This is a genomic window from Streptomyces sp. NPDC107581, assembly GCF_055657175.1.
In genome coordinates this window covers 1-17,384 of record NZ_JBVKBH010000041.1, presented here as the reverse complement: position 1 = coordinate 17,384, position 17,384 = coordinate 1, and the positions used below count along the sequence as shown (strand labels likewise).

At 71.1% G+C, this 17,384-nt stretch carries 13 protein-coding genes and 2 pseudogenes; 11 read left to right on the top strand and 4 right to left on the bottom strand.

Annotated features, from left to right (window positions below; genetic code table 11):
- Positions 1-469 precede the first annotated feature (469 nt).
- Entirely contained in the window at positions 470-757 is a 288-nt protein-coding gene (locus ACZ7P3_RS42105) for a hypothetical protein (protein ID WP_472089978.1), read from the top strand.
- 149 nt (positions 758-906) lie between these two features.
- Here ACZ7P3_RS42105 and ACZ7P3_RS42100 read toward each other — a convergent pair whose 3' ends face one another.
- Together ACZ7P3_RS42100 and ACZ7P3_RS42095 are read right to left on the bottom strand one after the other, a co-directional pair.
- The gene (locus tag ACZ7P3_RS42100) at positions 907-1,560 is read right to left on the bottom strand and encodes a response regulator (RefSeq protein ID WP_472089977.1); all 654 of its coding nucleotides are present in this window, start codon (positions 1,558-1,560) and stop codon (positions 907-909) included.
- Positions 1,560-3,902 (bottom strand): sensor histidine kinase, encoded by a 2,343-nt coding sequence (locus ACZ7P3_RS42095; RefSeq protein WP_472089976.1) that lies wholly within the window; start codon positions 3,900-3,902, stop codon positions 1,560-1,562. Before ACZ7P3_RS42095 ends, ACZ7P3_RS42100 begins: the two co-directional genes overlap by 1 nt.
- A gap of 138 nt (positions 3,903-4,040) precedes the next feature.
- Here ACZ7P3_RS42095 and ACZ7P3_RS42090 point away from each other — a divergent pair, with 138 nt between their 5' ends.
- The 6 genes from ACZ7P3_RS42090 to ACZ7P3_RS42065 all read left to right on the top strand — a co-directional run bounded on the left by ACZ7P3_RS42090 (position 4,041) and on the right by ACZ7P3_RS42065 (position 11,005).
- The gene (locus ACZ7P3_RS42090) at positions 4,041-5,147 is read left to right on the top strand and encodes a lysostaphin resistance A-like protein (RefSeq protein WP_472089975.1); all 1,107 of its coding nucleotides are present in this window, start codon (positions 4,041-4,043) and stop codon (positions 5,145-5,147) included.
- Between the two features lie 183 nt (positions 5,148-5,330).
- A complete protein-coding gene (locus tag ACZ7P3_RS42085) occupies positions 5,331-6,803 on the top strand; it encodes an alanine racemase (RefSeq protein WP_472089974.1) in 1,473 nt (490 codons plus the stop codon).
- Positions 6,800-8,128, top strand: coding sequence for a pyridoxal-phosphate dependent enzyme (locus tag ACZ7P3_RS42080; RefSeq protein ID WP_472089973.1), 1,329 nt, complete (start codon positions 6,800-6,802; stop codon positions 8,126-8,128). The genes ACZ7P3_RS42085 and ACZ7P3_RS42080 overlap by 4 nt, the downstream gene beginning before the upstream one ends.
- On the top strand, positions 8,125-9,330 hold the full coding sequence (locus ACZ7P3_RS42075) for an aminotransferase class V-fold PLP-dependent enzyme (protein WP_472089972.1): 1,206 nt from the start codon (positions 8,125-8,127) through the stop codon (positions 9,328-9,330). Before ACZ7P3_RS42080 ends, ACZ7P3_RS42075 begins: the two co-directional genes overlap by 4 nt.
- 93 nt (positions 9,331-9,423) lie before the next feature.
- On the top strand, positions 9,424-10,188 hold the full coding sequence (locus ACZ7P3_RS42070; RefSeq protein WP_472089971.1) for a class I SAM-dependent methyltransferase: 765 nt from the start codon (positions 9,424-9,426) through the stop codon (positions 10,186-10,188).
- A gap of 217 nt (positions 10,189-10,405) precedes the next feature.
- Positions 10,406-11,005, top strand: coding sequence for a TetR/AcrR family transcriptional regulator (locus ACZ7P3_RS42065; RefSeq protein WP_472089970.1), 600 nt, complete (start codon positions 10,406-10,408; stop codon positions 11,003-11,005).
- A 91-nt stretch (positions 11,006-11,096) separates the two neighbouring features.
- On the opposite strand, the gene ACZ7P3_RS42060 is transcribed toward ACZ7P3_RS42065, so the two are convergent.
- Entirely contained in the window at positions 11,097-12,944 is a 1,848-nt protein-coding gene (locus ACZ7P3_RS42060; protein WP_472089969.1) for a hypothetical protein, read from the bottom strand.
- A gap of 474 nt (positions 12,945-13,418) precedes the next feature.
- On the opposite strand from ACZ7P3_RS42060, the gene ACZ7P3_RS42055 reads away from it, so the two are divergent.
- Complete coding sequence (locus tag ACZ7P3_RS42055; protein ID WP_472089968.1) at positions 13,419-14,141, top strand: FAD binding domain-containing protein; 723 nt, start codon at positions 13,419-13,421, stop codon at positions 14,139-14,141.
- Positions 14,142-14,466: 325 nt separating this feature from the next.
- Here the strand turns inward: ACZ7P3_RS42055 and ACZ7P3_RS42050 are convergent, their stop codons facing one another.
- Complete coding sequence (locus ACZ7P3_RS42050; RefSeq protein WP_472089967.1) at positions 14,467-15,093, bottom strand: hypothetical protein; 627 nt, start codon at positions 15,091-15,093, stop codon at positions 14,467-14,469.
- Between the two features lie 335 nt (positions 15,094-15,428).
- On the opposite strand from ACZ7P3_RS42050, the pseudogene ACZ7P3_RS42045 reads away from it, so the two are divergent.
- The 3 genes and pseudogenes from ACZ7P3_RS42045 to ACZ7P3_RS42035 all read left to right on the top strand — a co-directional run.
- Positions 15,429-15,641: pseudogene (locus ACZ7P3_RS42045) on the top strand (helix-turn-helix domain-containing protein); the annotation flags it as partial.
- A 214-nt stretch (positions 15,642-15,855) separates the two neighbouring features.
- A complete protein-coding gene (locus ACZ7P3_RS42040; protein ID WP_472089979.1) occupies positions 15,856-16,059 on the top strand; it encodes a hypothetical protein in 204 nt (67 codons plus the stop codon).
- A pseudogene (locus ACZ7P3_RS42035) lies at positions 16,002-17,288 on the top strand (transposase); the annotation flags it as partial. The gene ACZ7P3_RS42040 and the pseudogene ACZ7P3_RS42035, both read left to right, overlap by 58 nt.
- Between the last annotated feature and the right edge of the window lie 96 nt (positions 17,289-17,384).

The following is a 17,384-nucleotide window of genomic DNA, read 5'->3' as shown; positions in this document are numbered from 1 at the left end:
CACGATCGTCCAGACGGGATGACGGACGACAGCGGTCCCGATACGTCGGAACATTCGGGGGGTCCTCCTGGATGGGAAGATCACCGCCGCCCGGGGAGCGGTCCCTGGCATCGGCGACCCGACCGGCATTCAACATGGCGCCGGTCGAATGATTGTCTTGGGAGCCGATCATAGTGACTCGGGCCACCAGGACACATCCGGCGCTCCCTGATGTGAGACACCGTCGGCCTTCCTTCAAGACTCCCACTCAAGTGGTTAACTCCTCATGAAATCAGGACACTTGAGAGGGCGCCTCATCGCGGACCCCGTATTCTCGATGGCTGATTTCCGACCAGGGGCGCCGTGTCGCAACGGCTCCGTGCGGGACATTCCCTGCCCGGAATAGTGCCCTGCACACTCTTATGATCGGTGACCTCGGGACGGTGTGGATCGTTCAAGAGATGTGCTGTCAGAACGACTTGAAGCGGCAATGAGACAACTTGTCTGTTCTCGTACCCAGTTGGAGGGTCTGGCCGCTGCGCTGGGGCCCGGGTGCCTGACCGGTTCCAGCGAGCAGGAGCGCGCGGCCCGGGCCGAACTGGCCGGTGACGCCCTCCGGCTTCTGGAGGATGCCGAGGCCGCGGTCGCCCGCGGGGAGCCGGAGTATGTCGTCGTGGCTCTGGTCAAGGCGATCGAGAGGCTCGTGGTCCAGCTCAGGGACCGGGTGCTGGACGGTGTCGTGGCGTCGAGCCCCGCCCCGGACCACTGGCCGCTCTAGGATCCGCCACCGAACCGCACGGAGCCTGAGGCGACTTACGCGCGCTCCTGCCCCACGCGAAACGAAGCAGTCGTACACCGTGTTCACCAGGGCCCGGGCCTGGCCCGGGGCTGCCGGACGGCATGTTCGGCCGGGTGTGCGGCCTGCGGTCAGCCGCGCAGGCTCCCGCGGGGCCGGATCAGTCCGCTCTCGTAGGCCAGGATGGTCGCCTGGACCCGGTCACGCAGGCCGAGTTTGGAGAGCAGGGCGTTCACATGGGTCTTCACGGTGCCCGTGGTCACGCCGAGTTCGGCTCCGATCTCGGCGTTGGTGAGCCCGGAAGCCATCTTCAGCAGCACTTCCCGTTCCCTCGGGGTGAGGCCGGGGACCCCGGTGGACGAAGGCGGTCGCGGCACACCCTGAGCGAAGGCATCGATGAGCCGGCGGGTCACAGCGGGAGCCAGGATGCCCTCGCCGGCCGCGACGATCCGGATGGCGGACAGCAGCTCCTCGGGCTGGGCGTCCTTGAGCAGGAACCCGGACGCTCCGGCGCGCAGGGCCTCGTACACGTACTCGTCGAGGTCGAACGTGGTCAGCACCAGGACCCGCGGCCCGTTCTCCGGCGCGGTGATCAGACGGGTCGCCGTGAGACCGTCCATGCCCGGCATCCGGATGTCCATCAGCACGAGGTGGGGCGCCTCGGCGGCGGCGAGCGACACCGCCGCCGCTCCGTCGCCGGCCTCGGCGACGACACTGAGGTCGGGTTCGGCGTCCACGATGGCGGCGAAGCCCGCTCGGACCACGGCCTGGTCGTCGACGACCATCACACGTGTGGCGACGGGGACACCTCCGGGACGGGGGCCGGAGCGGATCCGGCCGGCAAGGACACCCGTACATTACCGCCCGGTTCGAACTCGATCCGCCCCTCGCCCGCGGTGACCTGCACGCGCAGCCGTTCCGCGACCGGTCCGGCGACGGCGAGCGGTACGCCCGTGACCGTGATGTGCACGGTGCCGCGCCGCCGCCGCAGGGTCACGCGCGCCGGGCCGCCGTCGCCCGCGTCGAGCGCCGCCTCGACGATCCGGTACACCGAAACGTCCACGGAGGGCGGCAGGTTCCGCACGGCTTCGGGCAGACCGCGCAACCGCACATGGCGGCCGGCGGCGCTCAGCGTGCGGCACAGCGTGTCCAGGTCGGCGGCGGCCGGGGAGGGAGCGAGAGGGCCGGCGGGGTCTTCGGCGTCGCCGAGGCCGTGCAGCATGTCCCGCATGGCGGCGAGGGCAGCCCGGGCCGCGGTGGCCACGTCGTCGAGTCGTCCCTGTCCGGCCAGGTCGGCGAGCGACCCCGTGTGGTGCAGTACGGCCTCGCGCAACGTGACCGCCAGCCGGTGCCGCTCGGCCTCGGCGGCCTGCTGCGCATGCCACAGCGAACTGCCGAGCGCGAAGTCGTCGTGCGCCAGCACGCGCAGGCGCCGGCGTCGCACGAGCAGGCCCGCACCGCACAGGGCGGCGAAGAGGGGAGCCAGCACGACACACAGGGCGATCACCATCACCACGGTGAACCCGTCGACCGCTTCGCCCTCGAACGAGCCGTCGGCAGCGGCCGTGGCCGTGACCACCGAGGCCGTGCCGAAGGTCGCCGCGATCACCGCCGGCCAGGTGCGCGAGGGACCCTGCCCGTAGGCGGCGAGCGCGTACACCGCGAGCATCTCCGCCGGAGTGCCCGCGACGAAGAACTGCGACACCCGTGAGGGCAGGGGCACCGCGGCGACGGCCACGGGCCACGCCCACGCCGTGGCCAGCACGGTGACGAAGGACGCCAAGGGGGCACGTCTGCGCCACAGCAGCGGCAGCGCGTGCAGGACCAGCAGCAGCGCCACCACGATCAGCGCCGGTACCGAGGCGCGCTGGGTCCGTTCCGACCAGTCCTCCATGACGGCGAGCGCGAAGACCAGCGGCATGACCGTCACGGTGAGGGCCAGGGCGGGATCGGCGAGCCGCTGCTCCCGCAGGACGTCGCGCCGCCGTACGGGCCCGGACGGATGGCCGGGCCCGGCGGCGTCGGGCAGCGTCGCGCGGACCAGCCAGCCGCCGTCGGGGCCGGGGCCGGCGGTCAGCTCGCCACCGGCCGCCGCGGCCCGTTCCCGCATCCCCGCGACGCCCCGTCCCGCGCCGAGGCCGCCGGCCCCGTGCGGTGCCGAGGCGCGCGGCGGCGCGTTCTCCACCGTCAGTTCCAGCAGGCCGTTCGCCCGGTGGACGAGTACACGGGCGGCGGCGCCGGGGGCGTGCCGCAGGGCGTTGGTCAGGGCTTCACGGACGATTCCGTGGATCGCCTCGGCCGCGGGGCCGGTCAGGTCGTCGGCGATGTCGGCGGCGACGGGCCGGCCCAATCGGCCGAACCCCGCGACCAGTTCCTCGATCTCGGCGCTGGTGGTCCCCGTGCTCGGACGGTCGGTGTCCCGTAGCAGACCGACGAGCCGCCGCAGCGCCGCCACGGTCTCGGCGCCGGTGCGTGCCGCGAACGACAGTGCCTCCGCGGCCAGCTCCGGCCTGCTGTCCTTGAGCCTGCGCGCGGCGTCGACGGTGACGACGACCGAGGTGAGGTGATGGGCGCTCACATCGTGCAGTTCACGGGCCAGGCGCCGGCGCTCGTGGTCGCCCGCCGTCCGGCGGGTGTGCTCCGCTCCGGCCAGCCGGCGGGCCGCGGTGAGCCGCCCGTCGAGCCACTGGCGCCGCGTTTCGCCGAGTCCCGCGCACAGGACGTACACGCTCAGCGCGAGCGCCAGCGTCAGGAGCGAGACGCGCAGGCCGTCCTGTACGGCGGCCAGCAGCCATTCGATGCCCACGGCCCCGGCGACGGCCCGGACCGTCGTCGGCACGGGGCAGCGCACGGCGACGGAGTACAGCGCGACCAGCGTGCCGAGGCCGAGGTAGCCGTCCGGCCAGGCGACCGAGCCCAGGACGTAGGCACACAGCGTCCCGGCCAGAGCCTGCAGGGGCGCCCGACGGCGCTGGCCCAGCGCGGCCGTCTCCACCGACACGGCGCACACGACGCCGATCAGGCCCGGCAGGCCGGGTGTCACGTCGGGCCCAAGACCGGGCCACATCAGGGCACCTTGTCCGGCTGCCAGCCCCAGGGGCAGCAGCCAGTTGCGTATCGTCTCCATCTCGCCGACGAGCGTAGAGGGCTGCCCGGACACCGGGCACCGGCCCTGAGGCCGAGGCGGATCCCTACCCAGCGATAGAGACGCCGTTCGTGCCGCAGGGCGACGGCGGGGCGGGGTGCCGCAGGAGAGGGTGATGCCATGACGACTCCACTGCTGCCCGAGCCTCTGCCCTATCACCGACTCGCCTGGCTCTCGGTGCACCACCGCTGGTGGCGCCCGTGGGTGGGGACCCTGGTCGTGGCCGTCGGCTACATGATCGCCGTCACCGCCCTCTACGGGGCCTTCGACCTGTGGGGCTCCTGGAAGGGATACCCCAAGGGCCCGGACGGATCGGTGGAGTTCGGCCCCGTCTCGGGCACCGCCGTGGACCTGCTGCTCCTCGCCGTGGGGATACCCGTCGTGCTGCTGGCCGTCCGCTGGATCGGGCGGCGCCCGGCGGGGACGGTCTCCTCCGTGACCGGCCGACTCCGATGGCGCTGGCTGGCCCTGTGCATGCTGACGGCCCTGCCGATCACGGCGGTGACGATGGGCGGCATGCTGCTGCTGCCCACGGACGGCGGCCCGGAGTCCCGGTGGGCCGGCTGGGCGGTCTTCGGGCCCGCGATGGCCGTGCTCATCGTGCTGGTCCCCCTCCAGACGGCCGCCGAGGAGTACATGTTCCGAGGCTGGCTGACGCAGACCGCCGGCGCCTTCCTGCGCTCGCCCTGGTGGGCGTTGCTGCCCCAGGCCGTGCTGTTCGCCGCCGCCCACGGCTGGGGCACGCCGTGGGGCTTCGCCGACCTGGTGGTGTTCGGGGCGGTGGCGGGCTGGCTGACCTGGCGCACCGGCGGCCTGGAGGCGGCGATCGGGCTGCACGCGGTCAACAACCTCCTTGCCTTCGGCATCTCGGCCGCCGTCGTCGACGGGCTCAAGAGCGACGAGACCGCGGCGGATTCCACCTGGCCGGTCGTCGCGCTCGACGTCGTGGGCCTCCTGTTGTACGCCGCCGCCGTGGTGTGGTGGACGCGCCGTCGGCCACTGGTCCGTCAGGCACCGGCCCCGCTCCCGCCCATGGAACCCGCCTTCCCCGCCTCGCACGCACCACTCACGGGCGCTCCCGTACCGGCACCCCTGACGGGCGCTCCCGTACAGCCGTCCACGCCGGGCGCTCCCGTACCACCGCCCGTACCGGGCATGCCTGCACCGGGCATGCCCGTACCGCCCGGTTACCCGGGCGCCGGAGCCGGAGGCACCGACCGGACATGAGCAAGCGGGCCACGGTCAAGGTCTGCGGGCCGGATGTGCCGAAAACAGCCGACGTACCGCCCAGCGGGGGAGGTACAGGGCGTAAACCGATGGAGGAAGGGAAGGGTGCTGTACGGCGAACTGCGGGGAGCGGTCGGCTGTGCCCGGGATGCCGGGCCTGGTGCACTGGGGGAGGGACCGGGCATGGGCGGGCAGCCCCTGTACCTCGAACCGCGGCTGGAACCGCGGCTGCGTTCCCTGCTGGAGTCCCCCGGACTGCTGCACACGCTCGCCGACGCCCTCGGCTCACCGCTCCACGTGGTCGTTCCCGACCAGATCGCCGACAACCTGGAGCGGTTCCGGTCCGTGTACCGCAGCCATCACCTTTCCGGCCAGATCTTCTTCGCACACAAGGCCAACCGGTCCAGCGCCCTGCTGAGGCGGCTGGCCGCCACCGACGCCGGCGTGGACGTCGCGTCGCTGGGAGAACTGCAGCACGCCCTCGGCGCCGGCCTCACCCCCGACCGCATCACTGCCACCGGCCCGAAGAACCCGGAGTTCCTCTGGCTGGCCGCCCGTACCTCGGTCACCGTCGGCATCGACAGCCCCGGCGAACTGGCGCACCTGGCCGCTGTGGTGCGCCGGCACGCACTGCCCCGGTGCCGCATCCTGTTACGGCTGTCCGGGTTCGAGACCACCGGCGTGCGGTTGCTGAGCCGGCGCAGTCGTTTCGGCTCGCCCGTACGGGAGTTGGAACCCCTCCTGGAGGCCGCCGACCGGCACCGTGACGAGGTCGACCTGGTGGGTGTGGCCTACCACCTGGACACCACCAGCGTCGACGAGAAGGCGGCGGCGCTCGAAGGCTGCCTGCTGGTGCTGGAGGAATGCCGGAGCCGGGGACTGCGGCCGACGGCCGTGGACGCCGGCGGCGGATTCGGCGTCGGCTACGTCGCCGAGGCCGAACAGTGGGAGCGGTACACGACCGAGCTCACCGCCGCCGTCCTCGGCACCCGCCCGCCCCTGACCTGGGGCGGGCACGGCTACGGGCTGCGCAACGAGGCCGGCACACTGCGCGGGGCGCTCGGGCTCTACCCGGCCCACCGGCCGCTCGCCGGAGCACGCTACCTCGACGAACTGCTCACCCGCCCGGCCGCGTCGTTCGGCGGCAGGCCGCTCGCCGCCCTGCTCCTGGAGCACCTCTACGACCTGCACACCGAACCGGGGCGGGCGCTGGTCGACCAGTGCGGGCTGACGCTCGCCAGGGTGCTGGAGGTGCGCACCCAGCAGACCGGCGGCGAACTCCTCGTGCGGCTGCAGGCGAAGGCCGACGACATCGCGCTGGAGGAGCACGGCGTGCTCGTGGACCCCGTCGTGCTCCCACGGGACACGGCCCGCGGCGGCCCCGGCCCGCACCCGGTCGCCGTCCATCTCTTCGGCAGCCTGTGCCTGGAGACCGATCTCATCACGCGGCGGACGGTCTTCCTGCCCCGCCGGCCCGAGCCGGGCGACCTGATGGCCTTCACGAACACCGCCGGCTACTGCATGGACTTCCACGCCACCCGCGCCCAGCACCACCCCGTGGGCCGCAAGATCGCCGCCTGGCAGGACGGCGGCTCGTGGCGCTGGTGCCTGGACGATCAGTACTGGCCGACCACTTCCGTGGGGGGAGCGCAGTGAGGTACGACAGCATCACCGACGCCATCGGCAACACACCGCTGGTGCGCATCGATCCGGCCGTGCACGGTCTGCGGCACATCGACCTGTACGCCAAGCTGGAGCTGCTCAACCCGTTCGGATCGGTCAAGGACCGGGCCGCCTGGAACATGGCGCGCCCCCACCTCGAGGGCGCCGCCGGCAGCGACCGTCAGGTCGTGGAGCTGTCGAGCGGCAACACCGCCAAGGCCCTCGCCGTCCTCGCCGGGATGCACGGCCTGGGCTTCAAGAGCGTCACCAACCGGATGCGCATCCCGGAGATCAAGGACCTCCTGCTGCTGCTCGGCGCGGAGATCGAGGAGCTGCCCGGCCAGAGCGAGTGCCTCGACCCCACCGCCACCGACGACCCGCTCACCCTCTTCCACCGCACCCTTTCCGAACCCGGCAGCGCCTACCTTCACACGGACCAGTACTTCAACCCGCGCAACACCGAGGCCCATCTCACCGGCACCGGACCGGAGATCGTCAAGGACCTGGACGGCCGGGCCCCGGACTGGTTCATCGCCTGCGTGGGCACCGCCGGTTCCTCGACCGGCGTCGCCCGCGTACTGCGCGAACACGACCCCGCCGTGCGCGTCGTCGGACTGGTCGCCGCCAAGTCCGACTTCATCCCCGGCATCCGCACCATCGACGAGGCCCACGAGGTGGGGCTGTTCGACCCCGGCACCTACGACACGATCGAGGCGGTCAGCGCCGACGACGCGATCGAGGGCATGCTGACCCTGCAGCGCCGCTGCGGCATTCTGGCCGGCCCCACCGGAGGGGCCGCCTACTTCGGCGCCGTCCGTCAACTCCTCGGCAGCGACAGTGAACTGACGGAGCGACAGGCAGCGGTGTTCATCGTCTGCGACCGGGTCGAGAGCTACCTGAGCTACGTCCGGCGACGGCGCCCCGAGCTGTTCGGGCGCCCCCGCCGCAGCAACTCACCGGCCGACCTGTCCGACACCGAGATCCATGCCGCCCCCACCATCGGCATCGCCGACGCCCGGACGTGGATCGCCACCGGCCGGCCCCTCGTCGTCGATCTGCGCAGCCCCTCCGCCTACGCCGCCCTGCACATCGACGGGTCGGTCAACGTCGTCGACACACTCTTCGAGGAACTGCTCCACGGCGGCCTGCCCTTCAGCCACAGCCGCCCGGTGCTGCTCGCCTGCCCGGTCGGTGAGCAGTCCGCCCGCTACGCCGCGCTGCTGACCCGGATGGGACACCCGGACGTCCGCAGCCTGGCCGGCGGCGTCATCGCCTGGCGCGACGCGGGCGCCCCTCTGGTAAGGGACCGAACGCCGTGACCGTATCCGACGGCGCCGCCACGGCCGCGGAGCTCGGGGCGTGGCAACAGGACCTGCGCGCCCAGTTCCCGATCATCACCGCCCACCCCGACCTGGCCTACCTGGACAGCGCGGCCACCGCCCAGAAACCACGGGCCGTACTCGACGCCGTCCAGACCTACCTCACCACGACCAACGCCAACGCCGGGCGCGGCACCTACACCTGGGCCAACCGGACCACGGACCTGGTCGAGCAGGCCCGCGAGCGGGTCAAACGGTTCCTGAACGACCCGGCACCCGAGCAGTCCACCGTGCACTTCACCGGCGGCGCCACCGAGGGACTGCGCACCGTCGCCCGCGACTGGCTCCCCCTGGTCCTCGCCGACGGGGACGAGATCGTCGTCCCCGTCGCCGACCACCAGGCCAACATCTCGCCCTGGCTGGAGACCCAGCGGCACCTGTCCCGGCAGGGCGTCCACGTCAGAGTCGTGCCCATGCCGTACCAGCAGGCCTCGGGCGACTACGACCACACCGTGCTGGCGGAGGTCGCCGGGCCGCGCACCAGATGCGTCGCCGTCACCCACGTGCACCACGTCTACGGCGCAGACATGAACGTGCACCGCATCCGCAGGGCGGTCGGCCCGGACGCGGTGATCTGTCTGGACGCCGCCCAGAGCATCGGCCATCTTCCGGTGGACCTGGCCGGTCTGGACGTCGACTTCGTCGTCTTCTCGGGGCACAAGGCCATGGCCCTGCCCGGTTCGGGCGCCGTCTGGGCACGCCAGGCCCGTGGCCCGGCCTTCGTCCCCGGCGGATGGTCGGGCACCCCCAACACGGCAGGCATCGCCTCCCTGGCCGCGGCGCTGGACTGGCTGGAGGCGGCCGGGACCGACCGGATGGAACGGTGGACCGTGGCGCTGGCGGCCCGGCTCACCGACGCGTTGCGCCACCTCGACGCCTACGAGGTCCTCGGCTGCCGGACGAGCCTGGCCGCCGACTCGCCCGTACAGCAGCGCCAGGGCATCGTCACCTTCCGGCACCGCGACATCGACTCCGGCGACCTGGGCTTCATCCTCTTCAGCCACGGCTTCATGGTCCGCTCCGACAGTCACTGTCAGGGCAGCGCGGGGGAGAAGAGCGACTCGGTGCGGGTGAGTCTGCACGTATACAACACCTTCGAGGAGATCGACCGCCTCTCGGCCGTCCTCACCACCTTGGGGTGACACGTCCCACCAGACGCATAATGGAAACCGTTTCCACCCGTAGAGTCTGCGCCGGAGAAGAGAGTTCAGGTGCGAGACGGCAAGGTGGAACCGATGGGGCTGAGTCTGGCGGCGGCCGAGCGGTGGGTGCAGCGCTGGGAACGCCAGCAGCAACGGTATGCCGTCGACCGGGAGGAGCGTTTCACGGTCATCGCCGACGCCGTCGAGCACATCACCGCCCGGAGTCCGCACCGTCCCCTGATCGCGGACCTCGGCTGCGGTCCCGGATCGCTGGCGGCCCGGCTGGCCCGGCGGCTGCCGGGTGCGGACATCGTGGCCGTGGACCGGGACCCGCTGCTGCTCGAACTGGCGCGCACCCACCACGCCGACGCGGCCCGCTACGTCGACGCGGAGATCGGCGCGCCGGGCTGGACCGGGGCCCTGGGCCTCGACCGCCCACTGGACGCGGCCGTGTCGACGACGGCGCTGCACTGTCTGAGCCCGGACGCCCTGCGCCGCACCTACCGAGAGCTGGCGGCACTGCTGCGGCCCGGCGGCATCCTGGTCAACGGTGACCACCTTCCCCAGGACGACGCGGCACTCGCCCACGTCGCCCGGTGCGTCGGACGCCGCCGGGCGGAGCGGCAGCGGGCCTTCGCCCACGAGGACTGGGGCTCCTGGTGGACGGCCGCCGCCGAGGACCCCGAACTGGCCGACCTGCTCGCCGAACGCCGTGGCCGGCAGCCGGCGACCGGGACGGACGACACCGCAGAGCTGCCCCTGTCCGCGCACCTGCGGCTGCTGCGCCGGTCGGGCTTCGGGCACGCCGGTCCCGTCTGGCAGTACGGCGACAGCCACGTGGTGGTCGCGATGCGCTGACCCGGTGCGGATGACACCGCCCGGCACGTCAACCGATCGCGGAAACATGCACAAAGGGGTGCCGGCTCCTGTTTGCTCGGCCCGCCTCCGTCCCCTGCACTCCGACCGCCTCGCCCCGGCCGGAGCGTCCGTCGATGCGAGCCGATGGAGACGCCGACCAGCACGAAGTCCCTGCCCGCCGGACGAATGCCGCGGCGCGGCTGGGACAATGAACGGCATGCCGAACGACGCCCCCTCCCCCTCGACACGCCAGCGCATCATCACAGCCGTCCTGCAGATCATCGGCGAGGACGGTGTCGCCGCGGTCACCAACCGGAGGATCGCCAAGGAAGCCGGGGTCTCTCTCGGCTCGGTCACGTACCACTTCGAGACCCAGCACGACCTGCTGAGGGAGAGCCTGCTGTACTTCGTCCGCGAGGAGGCACGGCACTTCACCGAACTGGCCGACCAGTGCCAGACCGAGGGCATCGACGTCGAGGACGCGGCGTCCCTGGCCGGCCAGGTCGCGTGCGGCACGGCACTCGACAGCGCCCATCTCGCGCCCTTCGAGCTGTACCTCCACGCCGGGCGCGACGAGCGCCTGCGGGAAGCGGCAGCGGAGGCATTCCAGGCCTACGACCGGCTCGCCGCCCGGATCCTCACCGCACTGGGGGTCCCCGACGCCGAACGCCTGGCGGCCACCACGGTAGCCCTCGTCATGGGTCTGCAGCTGAGGCGTCTGGCGACCGGCAGCCCCGCGGACGACCTGGTCGACGCCCTTGTGCTGCTCACCCGAGCGACCGCCGACCAGCCGGCCGGGCAAGACCCCCAGGCGTAAGAGGACTGCTCCAGAGTCTCTTTGCTCACTGGCGCGTTCTCCCGATGGAGTGCCCGGCCGCGGTCTGCGGCCGGGCCTGATGCGGCTGCGGTCAGGGCTTGGAGATGTAGGTCAGCGTCGCGGAGTGGGTCTTTTCGGTGCCGGGGAAGTTGACGTAGAGCGTGTTCGTCTGATCTTCGCGCGGGCCGAACAGGCCGTGGCCGTCCTTCGGATCCGGCGCGTGCTCGGACACCTGGTAGATCATCTCGACGCGGACGGGGTGGCGGGGGCTGACGGTGATGGGCGCAGGGGCCCGGCACGCCTTGGTCGGGGCGGAGTGGTACGGGTCGAAGAACGCTTCCATGAAGGGGTCCCTCTTCGGGACCGCACACGTCATGGTCAGCAGCGGGTAGCCGTCCTGCCACACGCGGGCCTTCATCGGGTCGGCGTTGTAGCCGTACTGGCCGACGGTGACGACGTCGACCGACGCGAAGTCGAACACGTGCCCAGGTTTGGCGTCGATGGTGAACGTGTTGGACACCTGTTGGTCGGGCCGTTGCGGGGTGAGAGTGCTGGGCATGTCGCCGGCCCACTTCACGACCGCGCCGGCCTTGGCCGCTTCGTACGCGACGTCCTGCGGTTCGGGGGCCGGCGGCGGGCTGCTGGAGAACAGTCCGATCAGACCCTTGACGATGGCGTGGCCGACGAGGATGGCACCGCCGACGAGCGCCGCGGGCGGACAGGCGGTCATCGCACCGAGGGTCGCCAGGGAAATGGTGTTGATCACCATCGACTCGATGTCGCCCTTGATCAGGCCGTTGCCGAATCCGACGGTCTCGCCCAGGAGGGGCACGGCGGCGACGAGCGATTCGATCTTGTCCAGCGTGCTGGACTGGTCGTTGCGGAAGGTGTCCTGCGCGCGGAACGCGGTCGCGCTGAAGGCGACCGCCCAGCCGGTGAGTTTGGTCGGCATCAGATCCGGCACTTTGGACGGCGTCTTGCCGGCCGGGGCGACTCTGCCGGCGTTGGCGTTGACCGCGTCCTGAGACGCCTTGAGGTTCTTGGCGGCCTGGGCTTCGTTCAACTGCGCTGTGGTCTTCGGAAGTTTCTTGTACTCCGCGAAGTCCGTCGCCAAGCCGACGAGCTGCTCCGAGCGCGCAAGCACGTCCGCACCCTTGGTGCTCAGCATCTCGCAGACCGCTGTCTGCTGGCCCCGGCAGCGGTCGGACAACTCGTCCATCATGGCCGGCACGAACGGTTCGTTCGTGTCCTGGCCGCCGGACTCGCCGCCCGGCCCCATGGTCGAGTAGTCCCTGGCGACCGTGACGCGCTTGGCCGATACCCGCTTGGCCAGCGACCACGGCAGGTACGTGATGACGTTGGTGCGATCCTTCTTGTCGTCACCCGCGAACCACCTGAAGGGATCGTTGAACTGCTCATGCAGGACGACGATCTTGTTCTGCTGCCCCAACGCGTCCAGCAGGCGGACCGGTTTGCCGTCCTTGCCGGTGGCCGGGATGTCGTACTTCGTGCGCAACGCGGCCGTGACGGCACCGCGGGACTCGCCGGCCGGCACCGTGACGTCGACGGCCGTGAAGTGGCCCTCCAACTGCACGCGGGCGACCATCCCGACCTGGTGGTAGTTGGTCAGGTGCATCCAGTCGTCGCGTGGAAGGGCTTCCGCGGCAGCCTCGCCCTGGGTCGGCACGAGCTGGAACCCGTCCCACTCGTCGTTCGGGTCGGAGTTCGGCGTACCCCCGGCGGCCAGTTGCTCGATCTCGTTCCGGGAACCGCCGTGGTAGCCCGCCACCAACCCCACCGGGTATTCGCGGTTGACGGTGACACCGGCCGTCGGGGCGTCCGGGGGTTCGGGATTGGCGTACGTGGTCACCTCCGTCGCCGCCAGGGGCACCGTCAGGGCGAGTACTGCCGCAAGTAACCAGCCGTACCGTCGTCGCATTAGAGGCAACTCCTCCTAATGAAGCATCAAAACACGTAATAAACGAGGAAACAGCGAACAAGTCACAAGCCACCGTGGAAGCGGGACGCTTCTGCCGGCCGAAGCGACGGACAAGGCTCCCGAGCCGGCAGCGACGATGTGCAGGAGCGACGCCTCGGACCTTTGACGGCACCCGGTCCGACCGGCAGTTGCCGGCGACTTGTCTCCTCAGAGACGAAGCTGAGCCGGCCATGTCGGCGGCGAAGCCGGCGGGCACACTGCCGCTCGGCGGCGTCCTCAACCCCTTGTCATGCGAGGGCGCGTACTGCCCGTTGAAAGTGACGAGGGCGGGGGACCGTGTCCAAGGCGCGCGGCATGCTCGTGTGAGCCCTGTACGCGCCCCCGTGAGTGCGAGAAGACTGCGCTGTCGGTGGGCAGGTGGCCCAGGCACCGTCCCTCCACCGTCCGACGTCCCAGGAAGGCAGGTCAGTCGCCGTGCTCTTGCGTCTGCCCACGTCCATATCCGAAGCGCAGGAGTGTCTGGCCGACGGGGCCGTGCCGATAGGCGGGGCGACACTCGTATGGGCCACGTGGCAGCGGGACGGCTTCCCCGAAGTGGCCGTCTCCCTGCACCAGTTGCCGGAGGCCAACTCCATGGGGTCCGGTACGCTCGGCGCGGCCGTGGTCCTGAGCCGGATCGACGACCGGGTGCCTGACGTACTGCGCCTCGCGGCCTCGACGGTGGGCACCGGGGCCGTACGGCGGACGGCGACGGTCGGTGGGAACCTCGTCGGCAGCGCGCTGCGCTGCCTGCTGCCCGCGGCACTCGTCCTGGACGCCCGCGCCACGGTGCTGGACGCCGACGGCGTCCACGAGACGGACCTCGCCGAGGTGGTGGCCAAGCGCCCCGTGCTGCTCAGCATCCGCTGGCGCGAGCCGCTCGCCTCCGCGTACCGCAAACTGCCCGCCGATGCAGGCGGGCCGCCACCCCTCGTCGTCGCTTCGGCACTGTACGCCGACGATGACGGAGGCGGCCGGCTTCGCGTCGCCGTGCGGGACGGCTACGAGGTGTTCAGCGGCGGCACCGCAGGCGACACCGGCGCCGAGCAGGCTCTTGAGGCGTTGCGTGGGACGGACCTGGGCGACCTGCCCACCGCCGCCTGGCAGGTCGTCCGCCGTCAGGTCTCCGCCCTTCTGGACGGTCTCGGCGAGCACTGAGGGCCGCGGACGGCAGCCAGGGGTGCACGTGATTCCTCCACGGAGTGCACGCTCCGGTCACCGGGTGAGCGGAAGCCCCCGCCGGCGGTGACCATGTGACCACGCCCGGGACGTCCTGCGCACCGGATCGCGCGGTGACCGTGCACGGCCCGTTCCGGAGCCGGTCCGCACTGCGCCGGACCGTCGGCAATCTGCTTGACGAACTCCTCGCCTGAGCCACGGGCAGGCCGACCGGGGGACTCCCGTGGCCGGCGGATCTCTATGGGCGGCGCTGAGCGGACGCTGCGGGTGCTGCCGGGCCACTGCTGTGCGGCGACCGGATCCCTCAGGCGGATCCGGGGGTCTGCTCGGCCTGTGCGGTCGGCTCGGCCGACTCGGGTGCGGTGTAGAAGACGGACGTGCCCTGCTTGGTGCGCTGGGCCTGGTTCTTGGCGACGAGTCCTTCGAGCGTGGTGCGCACGACGGTTGTCCTGATGGTGCGCTCGGGGTGCTGCTGAGCCAGCGCCGTGGTGACCTCGGCGGCGGAACGGGGTTCGCTCTGGTCCGTCAGGTGCCCGCGAACGAGGTCGACGAGGGTGGGCAGCGTCGCGGTGGAGACCGTAGCCGTCGCGGTGCTCTTCTTGCCGGCGGCCTTCCGTCCGGGAGCGGGGGACTTCTTGCTCCTCGCCGGCTTGCTCGCGCCGCCCGACTTGGCCGCGGCCTTCTTACGGGGAGCGGGCACCGTCGCGACGGACTCGGGCTCGGGCGCGGCGGCCGCCGCCGGGAGACCGAGGGCCTGCTGGATGTTCAACAGGACGGTGTGGTCCTGCTGGAGGGCGGCCAGCTGTTGCTGCAGTGCCTGGATCTCCTCGCCGAGCCGTTCCTGCTCCTTGAGATTGCGCTCGAGGTCGCCGGTCACCTGAGCGCTGTACTGCGAGGCCAACTCGGTGGTCACCGTGGTGGTTTCAGACATGATGCGTAGACCCCTTTCTGGGTGCCACGGCCGGCGAACCGCCGGTCCGCGGTGTATGCGAAATCTAATGCACCTGCTCTTCGGCCAGGTACCACGCGGGCAACGGCGGTTACGGCCGCACAGTGGTGCTGTAGCGATAGTACGGAAGACACCTGCCGTTCTCTCCGGAGTCTGGCTGAAATACGGCAGGACGGGTGCCACCCTCACCCGGCGAGCGGCCCGCATCATCTCCCTGGACCACGAGGGAGGGGCCGCGGCGCCGACACCCGACGCGCTCAACTCCCCAGCGAACCACCGACGACCAAGGACCTCGGTCGGTCCCGGTGGGTGTCACTGCCCCGGAGGTGTCACTCGGGCGCCGGTACCGGCATCGTCTGGAGGACCGGGTGCTGCTGGTCGCCGCGTACTGGCGCACGAACCTGACTCTGCGGCAGCTCACTCTGCTGTTCGGGGTCTCGAACTCGGCGGCTCACCGGATCATCGTCCAGCTTGGCTCGTTGCTCGTTGCTCGTTGCTCGTTGCCCGTGCCTCAGCCGCGCATGGGCTTTCGAACCGTCCGGAGCGAAGGCCGCCGTGCCAATCCGACCGGACGCAACCTGTGTGCCTCGGGCCGGGTGCGGCTCAGCTTCGGCCACAGCCGGGACGTGGTCCTGGTGCACGGCACCGCGCGCATGCTGACCCGCGAGCAGCTTCCGGCCGAGGTGGGCGACGCCTTCGCCGCCAAGGATGGCTGGGACCCTCGCAAGGACCACCCCTCGGGCCGTGCCGCGTACGGCGGTGGCCGGTGCGGTCGCGACCGTTGAGGCCCTGGTGCCCGAGGACGACGGCTCGGCCGAAGCGGCGATGCGCGAAAAGCTGGCCCTGCGCTTCAACACCGTGCGCCCGTTCCTGTCCCTGCTCGGCGAGTCGGACGCGCCCGCCTTTCGGTGGACAAGCTCGGCGCGGTGGGCGAGCCGGAGTCTCTGACCTGGCTCAAGAGCACCACGGAGGCGATGCTCCCGAGGATCGACCTGCCGGACCTTCTGTTCGAGGTCCACTCCTGGACCGGCTTCCTCGATGCCTTCGGCCACGTCTCCGAGCGGCGCACCCGTATGGAGGGCCTGCTCGTCTCCCTCGTCGCGCTGCTGGTGGCGGAGAGCTGCAACATCGGCCTGACCCCGGTCATCGACCCCGAGAACAAAGCGCTGACCCGCTCGCGCCTGTCCCACGTCGACCAGAACTACCTGCGGGGCGACACCATCGCCGCGGCGAACGCCGCGCTCGTCACCGCCCAGTCCCGCATCGAGCTCGCCCAGATGTGGGGCGGCGGCCTGCTCGCCTCCGTCGACGGCCTACGTTTCGTCGTCCCCGCCAAGAGCATCAACACCGGGCCCTCACCAAAATATTATGATTACAAAAGGGGACTGACTTGGCTGAATGCCGTCAATGACCAGGCAGCCGGGATCGGCGCGATGGTCGTACGCGGCACCCCGCGCGACAGCCTCTACACCCTGGACACGCTGCTCAACCTCGACGGCGGGGTGAAGCCGGAGATGGTCGCGACCGACAACGCCTCGTACTCCGACATGGCCTTCGGCCTGTACAAGATGCTCGGCTTCCGCTTCGCCCCGCGCTTCCGCGACCTCGCGGACCAGAGGTTTTGGCGGGCCGACCTGCCCGACGGCGAGGCGCCGGCCGCCGGGTACGGGCCGCTGGAAGCCGTCGCCTGCAACAAGGTGAACCTCAAGCGGATCGCCACGCACTGGCCGGACATGCTCCGCGTCGCCGGATCGCTCGTCACCAACCAGGTCCGGGCCTACGACCTGCTGCGGATATGCGGCCGTGAGGGCCACCCGACCCCGCTCGGTGCTGCGTTCGCCGAGTACGGGCGGATCGACAAGACCATGCACCTGCTCGCTCTGGTCGACCCGGTCGACGACACCTACCGGCGGCTGATGAACCGGCAGCTCACCGTGCAGGAGTCCCGTCGCCGCCTGGCCCGCGCGATCTGCCACGGCGGCCGGGGTCAGATCCGCCAGGCGTACCGCGAGGGCCAGGAGGACCAGCTCGCAGCCCTCGGCCTGGTCCTCAACGCCGTCGTGCTGTGGAACACCCGCTAACTCGACGCCGCCGTTGCCGAGCTACGGGCCGAGAGCCACGAGATCCGGGATGAGGATGCCGCCCGGCTCTCCCCGCTCAAGGACCGGCACATCAACTTTTATCTGGACGTTTTTTGGCATCTTGGATTGGTCAGCAGTGATCGTCAGGGGCGGGTTCGGTGCTCTCTCCGAGGTCTGTGAGGAGGCCGCGGA

Coding starts and splice junctions, on each gene's coding strand:
- ACZ7P3_RS42085 (WP_472089974.1), top strand. CDS start 5,331: ATGGGCGGGCAGCCCCTGTACCTCGAACCGCGGCTGGAACCGCGGCTG.
- ACZ7P3_RS42070 (WP_472089971.1), top strand. CDS start 9,424: ATGGGGCTGAGTCTGGCGGCGGCCGAGCGGTGGGTGCAGCGCTGGGAA.
- ACZ7P3_RS42090 (WP_472089975.1), top strand. CDS start 4,041: ATGACGACTCCACTGCTGCCCGAGCCTCTGCCCTATCACCGACTCGCC.
- ACZ7P3_RS42095 (WP_472089976.1), bottom strand. CDS start 3,902: ATGGAGACGATACGCAACTGGCTGCTGCCCCTGGGGCTGGCAGCCGGA.
- ACZ7P3_RS42065 (WP_472089970.1), top strand. CDS start 10,406: ATGCCGAACGACGCCCCCTCCCCCTCGACACGCCAGCGCATCATCACA.
- ACZ7P3_RS42100 (WP_472089977.1), bottom strand. CDS start 1,560: ATGGTCGTCGACGACCAGGCCGTGGTCCGAGCGGGCTTCGCCGCCATC.
- ACZ7P3_RS42050 (WP_472089967.1), bottom strand. CDS start 15,093: ATGTCTGAAACCACCACGGTGACCACCGAGTTGGCCTCGCAGTACAGC.
- ACZ7P3_RS42105 (WP_472089978.1), top strand. CDS start 470: ATGAGACAACTTGTCTGTTCTCGTACCCAGTTGGAGGGTCTGGCCGCT.
- ACZ7P3_RS42060 (WP_472089969.1), bottom strand. CDS start 12,944: ATGCGACGACGGTACGGCTGGTTACTTGCGGCAGTACTCGCCCTGACG.